Annotated in this window: 13 protein-coding genes; all 13 read right to left on the reverse strand. The window is 38.2% G+C overall.

What is annotated here, in order from left to right; genetic code table 11:
* Positions 1-20: 20 nt before the first annotated feature.
* The 13 genes from BUA02_RS09650 to BUA02_RS09710 all read right to left on the reverse strand — a co-directional run bounded on the left by BUA02_RS09650 (position 21) and on the right by BUA02_RS09710 (position 13,682).
* Positions 21-1,472 (reverse strand): aminoacyl-histidine dipeptidase, encoded by a 1,452-nt coding sequence (locus BUA02_RS09650; RefSeq protein WP_072703404.1) that lies wholly within the window; start codon positions 1,470-1,472, stop codon positions 21-23.
* A gap of 105 nt (positions 1,473-1,577) precedes the next feature.
* Complete coding sequence (gene rplT, locus BUA02_RS09655; RefSeq protein WP_071175429.1) at positions 1,578-1,934, reverse strand: 50S ribosomal protein L20; 357 nt, start codon at positions 1,932-1,934, stop codon at positions 1,578-1,580.
* 50 nt (positions 1,935-1,984) lie between these two features.
* Positions 1,985-2,185 (reverse strand): 50S ribosomal protein L35, encoded by a 201-nt coding sequence (gene rpmI / locus BUA02_RS09660; RefSeq protein WP_013280183.1) that lies wholly within the window; start codon positions 2,183-2,185, stop codon positions 1,985-1,987.
* A gap of 69 nt (positions 2,186-2,254) precedes the next feature.
* The gene (gene infC / locus BUA02_RS09665; protein WP_178297644.1) at positions 2,255-2,764 is read right to left on the reverse strand and encodes a translation initiation factor IF-3; all 510 of its coding nucleotides are present in this window, start codon (positions 2,762-2,764) and stop codon (positions 2,255-2,257) included.
* A gap of 214 nt (positions 2,765-2,978) precedes the next feature.
* Positions 2,979-3,563, reverse strand: a complete 585-nt coding sequence (locus BUA02_RS09670) for a VanZ family protein (RefSeq protein ID WP_072703407.1) — start codon at positions 3,561-3,563, stop codon at positions 2,979-2,981.
* Positions 3,563-4,180 (reverse strand): flavin reductase family protein, encoded by a 618-nt coding sequence (locus BUA02_RS09675; RefSeq protein ID WP_072703409.1) that lies wholly within the window; start codon positions 4,178-4,180, stop codon positions 3,563-3,565. Before BUA02_RS09675 ends, BUA02_RS09670 begins: the two co-directional genes overlap by 1 nt.
* Before the next feature lie 13 nt (positions 4,181-4,193).
* Complete coding sequence (gene pepF / locus BUA02_RS09680; RefSeq protein ID WP_072703412.1) at positions 4,194-5,993, reverse strand: oligoendopeptidase F; 1,800 nt, start codon at positions 5,991-5,993, stop codon at positions 4,194-4,196.
* 23 nt (positions 5,994-6,016) lie between these two features.
* Positions 6,017-6,688, reverse strand: coding sequence for an HAD family hydrolase (locus BUA02_RS09685; protein ID WP_072703416.1), 672 nt, complete (start codon positions 6,686-6,688; stop codon positions 6,017-6,019).
* A 54-nt stretch (positions 6,689-6,742) separates the two neighbouring features.
* A complete protein-coding gene (locus BUA02_RS09690) occupies positions 6,743-8,407 on the reverse strand; it encodes an alpha-amylase family glycosyl hydrolase (protein ID WP_072703419.1) in 1,665 nt (554 codons plus the stop codon).
* Positions 8,408-8,430: 23 nt separating this feature from the next.
* Complete coding sequence (locus tag BUA02_RS09695) at positions 8,431-9,459, reverse strand: CPBP family intramembrane glutamic endopeptidase (protein WP_072703422.1); 1,029 nt, start codon at positions 9,457-9,459, stop codon at positions 8,431-8,433.
* 244 nt (positions 9,460-9,703) lie between these two features.
* The gene (locus tag BUA02_RS09700) at positions 9,704-10,009 is read right to left on the reverse strand and encodes a hypothetical protein (RefSeq protein ID WP_072703425.1); all 306 of its coding nucleotides are present in this window, start codon (positions 10,007-10,009) and stop codon (positions 9,704-9,706) included.
* Positions 10,010-10,027: 18 nt separating this feature from the next.
* Positions 10,028-11,452 (reverse strand): hypothetical protein, encoded by a 1,425-nt coding sequence (locus BUA02_RS09705; RefSeq protein WP_072703428.1) that lies wholly within the window; start codon positions 11,450-11,452, stop codon positions 10,028-10,030.
* A gap of 4 nt (positions 11,453-11,456) precedes the next feature.
* Positions 11,457-13,682, reverse strand: coding sequence for a nuclease-related domain-containing protein (locus tag BUA02_RS09710; protein WP_072703431.1), 2,226 nt, complete (start codon positions 13,680-13,682; stop codon positions 11,457-11,459).
* Positions 13,683-14,383: the final 701 nt, after the last annotated feature.

A 14,383-nucleotide genomic window follows, 5' to 3' on the forward strand; every position in this document is an offset into this window, starting at 1 on the left:
CTTATATAAGCCCCAATAAATTACTTCAAAACTGCTTTTAAATATTCAAATACGTTGCCTGCAGACTTAACTGAAAGCTTTTCCTTTGGTGAGTGAATATCCTGCATGTCAGGACCGATAGAAATTGAATCAAGCCCCTTGATCTTCTCGCTAAAGAGTCCGCACTCAAGTCCGGCATGAATAGCCTCAACCTTAGGCTCAACGCCATACATATCCTTGTAAACCTTAACCATGTGATCTCTAAGTTCTGAATGCTGTCTGTACTTCCAACCTGGATACTGTCCAGTTACGTTATATACTCCGCCATTAACTGTAGCGATTGTCTCCAGCTTTCTGATGAGCATCTTCTTGGCAGACTCTACGCTGCTTCTAACTGACTGTTCTGTTGTTACGACATTTCCTTCTGTCTTGACAATACCAAGGTTAAGAGATGTCTCAACAAGTCCTTCTACTGATGAGCTCATAGCCTGAACTCCGTCAGGGAAAGAGATCATTGCACCAAGTACTCTCTTGGCACTGTGGAGATCATATGCATCAAAACTTCCCACGCCGCACTCTGTAACTGTGATATCAACGTTAGGATCCTTTACTTCAAGCTCTCCCTTAACGTCTGAAAGAGTATTCTGTACGCTGGCCTTAAATGTATCTACATATGCCTTATCTACAACTACCTTAGCAACTGAAGATGAAGGAATTGCATTATCTGCAACGCCGCCATTTATGCTGATAAGGGCAACCTCTGTCTCATTTTTGGCATCATCCATAGCCTCAACAAGAGTTCTTGCTAAAAGAACATTCGCATTGCCTCTGCCTTTGATGATCATCTCACCTGAGTGTCCACCTAAAAGACCTGAAACCTTAACCTCAAGGCATACGCCATCTTTTTTTATGCTATTTCCAAGATCAAATTCTGTATAGAATCTTGCACCACCAGCGCAGCTTACGATAAAGTGGCCCTCTTCCTCATTGTCAATGTTGATGAGCTTCTTACTCTTAAGCATTGAAAGGTCGATTGCCTGTGCGCCAAACATACCTGTCTCTTCATTTGTTGTGATGACAACTTCAAGTGGAGGATGTGGGATATCGTCTGAATCAAGAATTGCAAGGCAGTAAGCTACAGCTATTCCGTCATCTCCGCCAAGGCTGGTACCTTCAGCCCATACGTACTCTCCATCAGTTCTGCATCTAAGTCCCTCTTTTGTCATATCAATATCGCAACCATCTTCTTTAACAGCTACCATGTCCATGTGTCCCTGGAGAATAACTGGCTCTTTGTCCTCGTAGCCCTTGCTACCTGGAGCTTTGATGATAACATTGAGTTCCTTATCCTGGATAACTTCAAAATTTCTTTCCTTAGCAAAAGAAACGAGATAATCGCTTATCTTCTGCAGATTGCCTGAACCATGTGGTATATTACAAATTTCTTCAAAATACTTAAAAACTTCTTTTGGTTGTAAATTTTCAAATGCCATTCTAAATTGCCTCCTAAACGCGAAAAAATAAGGAGTATCAAAGATTTGATACTCCTTAATTCTATCCTAAAAAAACTTTTTTTACAATGAAAGTTTCCGCAAAAATTATGCGATTTTTGTCTTAGCAAGCTCTGCAAGTGTCTTGAATCCTTCTGGATCATTTACTGCAAGCTCAGCAAGCATCTTTCTGTTGATATCAACACCTGCAAGCTTAAGACCATGCATCATGTTGCTGTATGAAAGACCGTTGATTCTAGCAGCTGCGTTGATACGTGTGATCCAAAGAGATCTCATATCTCTCTTCTTCTGCTTACGTCCAGCGAATGCTGATGTAAGTGCTCTCATAACTGACTGCTTAGCAACTCTATACTGCTTTGATCTTGCTCCTCTGTATCCCTTTGCAAGCTTTAATACTCTATTGTGCTTCTTCTTGGCATTCATTGCGCCTTTAACTCTTGCCATCTTAATATCCTCCTAATAAATTCTAATAAACCAAACTGTAAACGTACTTCTTATGCGTAAGGAAGAATGCTCTTCATTGCCTTAACGTTTGTAGCGTCAACAAGTCCGGCATGTCTAAGATTTCTCTTTCTCTTTGTGGACTTCTTTGTTAAGATGTGGCGCTTATACGCTTTGTTTCTCATGAGCTTTCCTGTGCCAGTAACCTTGAATCTCTTGGCAGCAGCTCTCTTTGTTTTCATCTTTTGCTGCATAACTAAAATCCTCCTATGACTCTTTCATTATTTTGTAGCTATATCTTAACCAAAAATTGGTAAAATACCTTAGTTCTTCTTTTCTGAAAGGAACATTGTCATACTACGTCCCTCAACCTTAGGCTGTTTCTCAATAACTGCTACATCTGCAAGTGCTTCTGCAAAATCTGTAAGGATGTGTACGCTTGCTCCCATGTGAGCCATCTCACGTCCGCGGAAACGAAGTGTTACCTTTACACGATTTCCTTTTTCAAGAAACTTCTTGGCAGCGTTAACCTTAGTATTAAGATCATTTGTATCAATGTTTGGTGAAAGTCTGATCTCTTTGATCTCAACAGTCTTCTGTTTCTTCTTTGCTTCCTTCTCTTTGCGAAGCTGCTCATACTTAAACTTACCGTAATCAACAACTCTGCAAACAGGTGGTTTAGCTGTTGGGGCGATCATAACAAGATCTACGCCTTCATCTTCGGCAACTTTTCTAGCGTCCTGAATTGACATGACACCAAGCTGCTCCCCATCAATACCGATTACACGAACTTCCTTAGCTCTGATCTGATCATTAATAAATAACTCGCTAATGGCTTTACCCTCCGAAATAAATAAAAAAGGTGAATACGCAATGTATCCACCAAAATCTCACATAAATCACAGACCTTATACATGTCTGTTTGAAAGATATTAACGCCTACTGGCTAAGCCGCAGGGTGAGAGTGGATACTCTGCTTTGTTTTCAAATACTAAAGTAATATATCACATGCAAAAAAACATGTCAACACATTTTATCAGAATTGCATCAATTATGTAAAGGCTTATTTCTTCTCTTTGCCTTTCTATGCTTTTTATCTGATTCTTCGCTATTTGACAGGGGCTTGAATATAGTCATTCTTCCTGTCCAGCCAATTATCCTGGTGAGGATGATTCCGGGAAGTACTCCACAGCAATCGATGAGCACATCTCTTTTGGACGGTGACCTGCCACTTACAAAGGACTGATGATACTCATCAAGACACGCAAAACCTGCACAGAATATTCCTGCCGTAAACACCAGCCACAGTCCCCTTACACCATATACATAAAGCGGAAATGCTACTGATACGGCAAGCAAAAAGTACTCTGTAAAATGGGCTGTCTTTCTGACATAAAACTGGGAGCTTTCGGACAGATCTTCAATATGCTCCTTACTCCATCCCTTATCAAGCTTTTCATTGGCAAATGAAAAGACCTTTATTCCGACCTTATAGCTGAGCTGACTACTGGTAGTGCCTTCCTGAGATGAAAACATGAATATGATGCACATCATTATGATTGCGGGTGTGAAGGAAAGTGGTTTAAGCACGAACCGCAATGTTTGTTTTATATACATCAAAAAGTATTTCATTATTTTCTCTTCTTTTTTCCTGGCTTTTTAGCAGATTTCTTTTCTGACTTCTCAGGCTTTTTAGCTACGCTATAGCCAAACTTACCAAGCTTTTCTCCAAGCATAAAATATTCGCCATGAGAATAAGCCACAAGCTTAGCCTTGCCAAGATCAAGTCTACCCTTGTCATCAAGAAGCTTGTCATCAACTGTGACACAGACAACTTCTGCAATAAAAAGGTCATGGCTTCCAAGGTCTACAACCTGCTTAACTTTGCATTCGATATTCACAGGACTTTCTTCGATTCCAGGCGCAGATATCTTTTGGGATTTCGAAGGAGTAAGATTCATCTCTTTGAACTTGTCGAAATCTCTTCCTGATCTGACACCGCACCAGTCTGTAGCACGTGTAAGCTTCTTGCTGGTGAGATTAACTACAAATTCACCTGTTTCCTTTATGATATCGTAGGAGAATCTTTCTTTTCTAACAGATATAGACAGCATAGCAGGAGAACTACAGATGTTCCCTGCCCATGCTACTGTTATTATGTTTGGTGTTTCGCCAGGGCGACCGCAGCTAACCATTACCGCTGGTATTGGATAGAGCATATTTCCCGGCTGCCATACCTCTTTTGCCATATTATTACCTCAATTATCTGGTGATCTCTTCCATCTCGTTGATAGCTTCACCAAATACAGCAAGTGCTGAATCGATAGGAGCTTTTGTTGTAAGATCCACGCCTGCAATCTTAAGAAGGCTTACTGGATCCTGAGTGCATCCGCTTGAAAGGAACTTCTTGTACTGATCTACTGCTGGCTTACCTTCCTTAAGGATCCTGTCTGCAATTGCAACAGCTGCTGCAAAGCTTGTAGCATACTGATATACATAGAAGTTGTAATAGAAGTGAGGAATTCTGCACCACTCCCATCCAATCTGTGGATCAGAGATCATGTCTTTGCCAAAGTACTGCTTGTTAAGTTCAAGATATACGTCATAGAGTGACTCTGCTGTAAGTGGAGTTCCAGCTTCTGCCATCTCACAGGTCTTGCGCTCAAACTCTTCAAACATAGTCTGTCTGAACATTGTACCCTTGAAGCTATCAAGGAAGTGGTTGATGATAAATGCCTTTTCTTCCTTGGACTTAGCGTTGTCCTTCATGTAGTGATAAAGAAGAACTTCGTTTGTAGTAGAAGCTACCTCTGCTACAAAGATCTTGTATCCGGCATCAACTATTGTCTGTGCCTTATTTGAATACCATGTGTGCATTGAATGTCCCATCTCATGCACAAGTGTGAACACATCATCAAGAGTATCGTTGTAGTTAAGGAGCATATAAGGGTGTACATTATAAACACCTGAAGAATATGCGCCGCCTCTCTTACCTTCGTTTTCAACTACGTCGATCCATCTGTTCTCGTAAGCTTCCTTAACTACTTCAAGGTAGTCCTCTCCAAGAGGAGCAAGTGCCTTAAGTGAAAGCTCTTTTGCCTCCTCATAGGAAACCTTCATATCAAAATCAGGGAGCATTCCTACGTAAACGTCATACATGTGAAGCTCATCAACTCCAAGGAGCTTCTTACGAAGTGTTACGTATCTGTGCATCTTGTCCATGTTGTCATGAATTGACTCAAAAAGGCTGTCACAAACTGCAGGAGATACATCATTATGATCTACTGCTGCCTCGAAGGCTGATCCATATTTTCTAGCCTTAGCTTCGAAGATACGGCTCTTAACCTCTCCGTCATACATTGCAGCCCAGGTATTCTTGAACTCTTCATATCTGCCGTAGAAAGCCTCAAAACTAGCCTTTCTAAGATCTCTGTCCTTGGACATCTGTGTAGGAACAAATCTTCCATTTGAAAGCTGAACCTCTTCGCCCTTGGAATCCTTAACAGAAGGGAACTTAAGGTCAGCGTTAGCAAGCATACCATATGCCTTCTGTGATGCGCCCTGCATCTCTCCTGCTGATGCTAAAAGAGCTTCTGTAGCCGCATCAAGCATGTGTTCCTTAAGCCTTCTGGTCTCGGCGATCTTTCTTTTGTATCTGTCAAGTTCTGGAGTCTCAGCGTAGAATTTCTCAAGATCTGCATCTGAGATCTGAAGGATCTCTGGATCAATGAATGCTGACTTTTCTGAAACAGCCATATATGTTGAAAGTGCTCTCTGTTTCATGCCCTGATACTTGGAATTAGCTGTATCCTGGTCTTCTCTCATGTGAGCATATCCATAAACTCTATCAAGATAAAGCTCAACCTCTTCTGCAAGCTTTGATACCTCTAAGAGGCTCTTGCTGTCTTTTGAGATCTTGCCCTGGTAAGAAGCAAACTTATCTGCAAGTTCATTAACCTTATTAAGCTCGCTCTCCCATTTGCTCTCATCGTCGTAAATATCTTCCAGTCGCCAAGTGAGCTCCTTAGCAACTTCATCTCTTTTTGGTAATTTCTGCTGCATACTTATGTCTCCTGTCTTTAAGATTATCCTATATCGGAGAAATCTCCGTCTTTTACAATGATAGCGTCAACGCCGTTCTTTTCGGCAACTCCGCCATCACTAAAAGTTTCATTTCCTATCATAACGCACCTTGAAGGCTCAAGGTTGTTACTTTTTATGAGTTCTTCCAAAAACTCCTTTTGCGGCTTTTTTACCCCTTTATCTGAAGAGATAAAAATGTCATCAAAGCAAGGTGTAAGTCCTGTTTCATCCAGCTCTTTTTCTGTAAAGAATCTCTGGGCATTAGATAAAAGAAATACCTTCTTGCCATCCTTTCTAAGACCATTTATAAGGTTCATAGTATCCTTATAAAGAGTGAACTTATCCCTTGATTCCTCTCTGAAATAGATGCAAAGGTCTTCAAGGCTTGCTGGGGCTACCTTTTCATTGATCTTGTCAGAAATGAGTTTCGCCCATACTCTCTCTATTTTGATTTCCGGGTATTCAGCATGATTCTTTGACTGGAGGTCTTTTTCTTCCTCTTTGCAAAGCTTAAGATATGTAGCCCTTAGCTCCTTGGCCTCGTAATTAGCGCCATATTCATCCTTGAGCTTGCCTGCCATATTGGTCCAAAGCTCTAATGATTCCTCATCGGTGTGGATGTCTACTAAGGTTCCATAGAGATCGAAAATGTAATTATCGTACTTATTATACATACCGATACCTCCTCCCAAAAAACAAAAAGAGCCATGCAGAACATGGCTCAATTATCACTTCTTAGTAAGTACTGCTATTCCAAAGGCTGGAACAGTTACTACTTCCCCATCTATCGTAGAAACTGCCTCAGTGGCATTAAGAGAATACGCAAGCTCTGTATACTGAGCTGCCTCTGCATTCTTACCAAGGTCTACTTCCCTCGCCTCATCAGAGATATTGATAAGGAAAAGAAGACTTCCTGTTTCAAATTCGCCATTTTGCTTTTCTTTCTTAATATAACATGAAATATCCTTATCAGCCAATTCCTCAATAGGTTCAGTAACGCCGCGAGCTATGACCGGATATGTGTTTCTAAGCCTGATGGCAGCCTTATAGTAATTGTATATGGACTGTGGATCCTTTATCTGCTCCTCAAGAGAAGGATACTTCATGTCAAAAGAGTCCATATCAGCAGGCCCGTCGCACATTCCTTCCGCGTCTTGGCTTCCCCACTGCATTGGTGCCCTCTTATTTTCATCTTTGCCAGAGCCTACCATACCAAGCTCTTCACCATAGTAGATAAAAGCATTGCCACTGGTCAAAAGATTCAGTGCTCCCGCAAGTTTGACGCCTTCTTCCGAATGTTTTCCTGTATAGTATCCGGCAGATCTTGCCATGTCATGATTAGTATAAAAAGGAGCGTTTATTGCGTCAGGATTTATTTCTGATATGATCTTTTCCGTGTTAGCAAGAGAGTCTGCATACTTGGAAGCCACGTATCTTCCTCTTGCCATCTTGGCTATATCACCTTCACTTCCTGACATGTCGAAGTCAAAAAAGCTGTCTATTCCGCTAGCATAGTACTTGGAATAGGTTGCGATATTAGTCCAGGCTTCACCAACAATGTAAGCGTCCTTGTTCTGCTCTTTTATCTCACTATTAAGCCAGGTCATAAACTCGATGTTACTCTCATCATCACCTGTGTAATAGGACGTAACCGCATCAAGTCTAAATCCATCAACTCCATGGTCTGTCCAAAAGCCTGTGATATCCTGAATCTCAGCTCTTACATCTTCGCTATCAAGGTTTAGATCCGGCATTCCTGACCAGAATCTTGCTTCATAGTAAATATCAGTTCCCTTAAGTGGCTCGTAGCCTTCCTTTTTGTCTTTTGAAAAATTGTAGTAATCAAGATATTTACAATTTGTGAGATCTTCCTGTGAAAAGAGGATATTGCCATCCTCAGAAGTCTCAGCATCCTTGAAACTTTCTGCATTATCTCTTATATAAGAAACTGCCTCTTTAAACCAGGGATGCTGATCTGACGTATGATTAAGGACTGTATCTACTATGATGTTGACCTTCCTGTCATGACAAGCCTTAACAAGCTCATCAAAATCATCCATGGAACCATACTGAGGATCAATATCCTTATAATCTGTCACGTCATATTTGTGATAGGTTGTAGATGGACAGATTGGCATGAGCCAGATCTCATTGCAACCAAGATCCGTATCTGTGGTATCATCTCCGTCATTTATGTAGTCAAGCTTCTGTATGAGTCCCTGGAGATCTCCGATCCCATCGCCATTGCTGTCATAGAAAGAGTAGACGAATACCTCATAGGTTGTGCGGTATTTGTCGTCTATGATATTAAGAGGCGTATTTCCACAAGCAGACAACATACATGCCGTAGCACATAGGATTGCTAGTTCTTTTCGTAATAACTTCGTTCTCATATAGCTCTTTTCCCCAACACTTATCAAATAAACTTAAACACCTTGCAGATAACTTCCAATATGCTGATTCCAAACTGCATCAGTATGATTGATAAGATCCAGTAAAATACATATATTATCATTCCAGGGTTACCCATAACTGTATCAAATCTCTCGCCCTTTGGAATCTCGCCTTCATGATGCTCAAACACAAACTTCTTGCGAAAAACGATCATAAGTATGATCCCTGCTACAGCAACTGCCAAAAGCCATAGGCCAATAGTCATTAATAATATAAGTGAATAAATATTATCCCGTACCAGATCAGTATATGTGTCAATATCTCCAGATAAAAGAGCTGTTGTGATCTGGCCAATCACAGATCCATTAAGTACATATGCTGACAGATAGCTGCTTACGCCATTGATCATCATGTGGATTGCAATTGAATAGCCGATTCTTCCCGTTCTGATATAAATAAATGCAAAGAACATGCCAAGTGCTGTAGCATATACAAACTGCGCAAGATTGCCGTGGTACAGACCAAACATGATTCCCGAAAGGAGCATTGCTGATACTTCACCGTATTTTACAGTTCTATCGATCAGAAATTTTCTAAACAATAATTCTTCGAATATAGGTGCAAGAATCGCTACTACTACAATCTGCATCACTGGTGACATTGTTCCTACCACGTCAAATATAGGATTTACTGCCCCAAGACCTGTAAGTCTCCCAATGAGGCCATTAAGTACAAGTCCTGTAAGATTAGATATGTACATGATAGCTACAGATATGCAATAGCATGCGATAAATCCACCTATACCAAGTCTCTTTTTCTCAATCTGATGCTTGGGAAGGCTTCTAACTGCCAGATACATTATCGGATAGATAATTGCGAATCTAAGGCCAAAATTAATGATCAATGTGATGCTCTGTGGTAAATATGGTGCTCTGCATATCAGCTTAACAACCTGCAGTACCACTATGTACAAAAGTACATACACCCAATGCATCCCCACATAACTCAGCCCAAATCTTGAGTATGTCCTTTTTGCGTTTTCTCTTTCCATTAAACTCCTCCTGTGTTTGCTATGAATGTTATTATACCAAGAAAGAGTGGGACATAACTAGAGGGGGATTATCTTGCATGTAGCAAAATAGAGCTGGTTGTTACGTTTAATTTGGGAAATGCATAAAATGGGAAGCAATTTACATCTCTAATAATCATTCAAATAATCAGACTCACTAATATTCTAAAAAAGGTTGAACATAGTATTATGTTCAACCTCAAATGATAACTTTTAGAAAAGTATTTTATTCTACTTTTGTCCACCTTCGCTTGTACCCATCTTCATTCATTATCCACTGAGTTTCGCTTACAACCTCAGCCTCTTCATAAGCAAATAGTGAGCTCAAATACACATATCCATTCTTAACATACCACCTTCCAGGAATTCCTTTGTTAGTGCATATCCCAGAAGATTTTAAAATATAGTCTGCTTGATGCTCTGTATTCCATGTTCCAACCATATAGCTTGGATGAGAAATAGGATCTACAACACACAAAAACAGAAATGATGCCATTATAGCTGCAATAACTGGTAGTATTACTTTTTTCATATAATCACCTTTCAAAATCTAGTTTTCTGTATAGATTAAAAAATATGAACACAGCATTGCAACTATTCCAGTATACATGTGATTATAATAAATCATTATGCATGGAAGAACAGCGGCCATTGAACATGAGACCATAAATGCTGTAGTATTTTTATTCCTTAATTTATAAAGATTGTATTTGTATATCATGTAAAACATAATTATAGTTATTAAAACAAGGAAAAAATGATATCTTCGTATCAAAAACAATACTGGTGTCATAATAGAAAATGTCAAAAAAAATCTATATGCATATTGATTTTTCAATGCATGAGTAGCTTTTTTTGAAATGATGTTTTGCAAATACACAAATCCCAATACAGCAAGAACATCAATTAAATAATGTCCATTCTTCGCAAAGTGAGCTACTGTACATATAGACACTATTGGAATGGCGATATTAACGAGAATTGAAACGAATCCCGCCGTAACGTCCTCACATTTATCAATGTCATATACAGAATAATTGCCAACTTGACTAGCGATTCTCTTTCTTTCAGAATTAAGCCCCTGAAGACTGGCAACCGTATAGCAGAACCCATACCACTCTTTTTCCATACACTCTTTATAGAACTGATCCAAATCGCTATCGTACATAACATCATGAACCATATCATCAGTCGTATTTGCTATCTTTTCTGCTAGAATTGCCCCTTTCTTTACTACAAGATACTCAAGCTTTTGTGCATCGCTTAAATAGATTCCTTTTTTATTTAATTCAATCGCTTTATCAGCAAGAATTTTAGGGATATAAATCAATTCATAACACACACCTGCGCGCCTACCTGTTACCATCTTATCATTATACGTATTTTTTCCTTTTAATTCTTCACTGTATTGGCTGTATGCCTCAGAATAACTTATATTTTTTTGAAATGAATTATTGATTATTGAGCAAAACGGCACTCCATACTGACTTGTTTCTGTTCCCGTCATCCTATAAAACGCTCTTACTATTCGAGCATATTGTTCAATTTCTTCAGGTTTATCTCTTAATACTAAGGGCATTATTCTATCCCTATAAAAAGAAAACAGTTCCCAAAGCATATCAGTATCCTGCTGATGAGTTACACGCTTCCACATTTCTCTTATCGCATAACAAGCAATAATTTCGCATGTACGTGGAGCCTGATAATCTTTAGAAAGTGCATCAAGTAATGGCATAATGCTCTTTCTCACCTGTTCCCCAAAGAATACTTGTCTTACATTTAATTCCAATGATGCATCGTATAGAGCTCTTGCTCTTTTTGCTCCATCTATATCAGCTTGTTCACCGTTAGATTCTGCCTGTTTTAATATATCCAACATCTGAATAGATATTTCAAAATATGCTTCCTCTGATGTTAGCGTAAAAGTTCCTTCCTTAGTGTCTGATATCCACCTATTGTCTACTCTTCTAAGCATTTCATTAACCTCTATAATTTTCTGGCACAGCTACATCGTCCAGTGAAATTTTTAATGCCTCACATGCATTGCAGATACTTTTTAACTTCTTATCTGTTATCATTGAAAAAATAACCTTGTAATCCTTGTGAACATACTTATGTGATGCTTTCAAATTTTTCTTTATTGCATTGGCAATCTTCTCTTGCATTTCAGCACTCAATTTATCTCCATAAGATGAATTCAGCGCCCTCCCCAGCAAAACAGGTCTAACAATTGGATAATCCAATTCATTTTTGCTTATTTCAAAATCGTTATTAGCTATGACAATGATTCCATGTACAACATTCTTAATATCATCTGAAGAATCATCAAAAACATCTTTTAAAAACATAGAAAGATATCTAATATGATTTTCACTTTGTTCTATTACATTCTGTTTTTCAGAAGGAAGTAACTCCCCACGACTGTCATAATGAGCAACCCTTCCATCTGAATAGATTTCTATTTTTCCCTTTTGATAATTCTTAACTTCAAGTGTAAACACACCATTCTCATTTACTATGATCAAGTCATTTTCAAACTCACCAATTCTCTTTTCCATTTCAGTCTTAGGCGATGTTATCGGAAGAATTGCACTATTAAAGATAATCCAGTCCCCTTCATTATACTTTGCCAGTTCAGATAAAATAAAACTTTCTCCCGCCTCACCCTGACTAACTGAGGATTTATCATTTTTATAATTTCTAAATAAATCGTTAAACCAATATAGAAAAGATTCTAACTTTAAAATATATCCGTCATACTCTTTGTCAACTATTGCCCAACCCTTTTGCTTATGCCCATCAAAGACATATTTCATTTGTTTTTTTCTTAAATTCAAAGCATTTATATAATCCAATAGTTCATTAAAGCGATCCGTATTAACCTCATAGTTATTAAATTCTTCATTTGTCAAATACAAATCCTTAATTACACTAATATCTGGGATAGCAAAATCATCATCATTCACATCTGTAAAATACTTATAAAATTTTCCAACATATGGATTTGCATTTTGATTTAAATCATAATGAGAATAAGATTGACTTGCTTCATCCCATGACATATGAACATATCTATAAACTTTTGCCTTGCCAGGATATTTCAGCGTCAGCTGAATGTTTCCTAATCTATCTCTTCTTTTTCCCACTAATTCCCAATAAGAAATACCTGCCCACGTATTTCTTATATAGTCATCCAATCCTTTTTGCCTTAATGTAACGTATTCTTTGGCTAGCAATAATTCTGTTTGCCTATCTTCTTCTAACCTTCGCTGATATTTTTTTCTGGCTTTCGAAAACGAATCTTTCGATTTAGTCGAAACTACTTTTTTCTTTTCAGAATTATTTATATTTGTTTTTTTCTCTAAAGCTGTCGCTTTATGGCCACCTATCATTTTTACTATTTTATTACAATTTTCTTCCAATCCTGCCAATGCATCCATTGCATAGCAAGCTGAATACCATGAATGCAAAAGGCATTTATCATATACTTTCTTAGCTCTATCGTCCTGATATATATTGATAACATCCTCTTTGTCCGAACATACCATGATAGAAATGATTTCGTATACTTTAATTGCCAATTCTAGTTCTTTTAGCTGTTCTTCACTTATTGAATCCCCGCCCTTGTATATTATCAATGCTCTATGAGCCAATATTTGGGAAATCTCAAATAATTCAAAATTTACATCTTTGCTAATCTTGTCTTTTTTTACCAAAAGCTTACCAAATTCAGTGGCATCATAAAAAGCTCGAACTATCCCTTCATACTTGTCATATTCTTTTTCATCTGCCTTAAGTGTAAGAGAAAAGATACTATCTCTGTAAAATTTAAAAAGTTCCCATAGTATCTTCATATCATTACGATTGCATATTAAAAACCACGCTTCCCTCACTGCATATCTAACTGCTGCTTCACATGTTTTAGGTCCCTTATTATCTACTAATATAGCCTTAAAAAATGCAGTAAGCCTTTCTGAGTAATTATCTATAATAAAGCTCTCGTTATCGTACCAGCCATTTGTTAATTCATAGATATCTTCCACTTTTTTTGAAAACTCAACATCCAGCAAATCAACTCTAGCATCTGTCTGTTCAACTATATCTATTATTTGAGCTAATAATATAATATGTGCTTTTTCAGGCGAAATCTCCGATACACCATTTTCAGTGCTTTCAAACCATTTCAATCCATCTCTCGATAACATTCTTCATCCTCCATCTAGTTAAAGCCGACGTTGACTATTATAACGCCCCCCCGTGTATATCAATACGTATAAGTGATAAAAGCATTCCCCGACAACTATTTATTTCATCAAACTGCAGTATTCTAAGAAATAAAATTTCAAATCACTTGTTTTCATATGAATTTACACCAATAAAAAAAGACAGAATTTCTAGTGATTATCTTGAATTCTGTCTTTTTCAATAATCGATAAGAATTATCTTCATGATTGTCTTACTCCATCGATTATGCTATCTTATTAAAGCCGTGTCCCTCCAGCAGAAAGGAGGTGAGGCAGTTCAATGGAATGTATAACCGCATTTATTATCTCTGTATTGGCAAGTATAGTCGCCTACTATATTTGCAAATGGCTAGACAGAGATGAGTAACACGGCCCTAGCCTGAGCATAACTCGCTCAATAGAGCAAGAAACCCTCGATGTCGCCACATCGAGGGTTTCGTTTTTTCAATGAAATATATAATCGCTTTTTCTGCATCTCTGCAATAACATCATATATCAACAGCAAAGTTCAGTCAATATCTATAAACAAAAAGCATAAAACTCATCCAATTCATCTCTTTATTTGCAAATGGCTAGACAGAGATGAGTAACACGGTACTAACCTGAGAATAGCTCACTCTAACGAGCAAGAAACCCTAGATGCTGCAACATCTAGGGTTTCG

It is taken from the genome of Butyrivibrio hungatei DSM 14810 (assembly GCF_900143205.1).
Classification (GTDB): domain Bacteria; phylum Bacillota; class Clostridia; order Lachnospirales; family Lachnospiraceae; genus Butyrivibrio; species Butyrivibrio hungatei.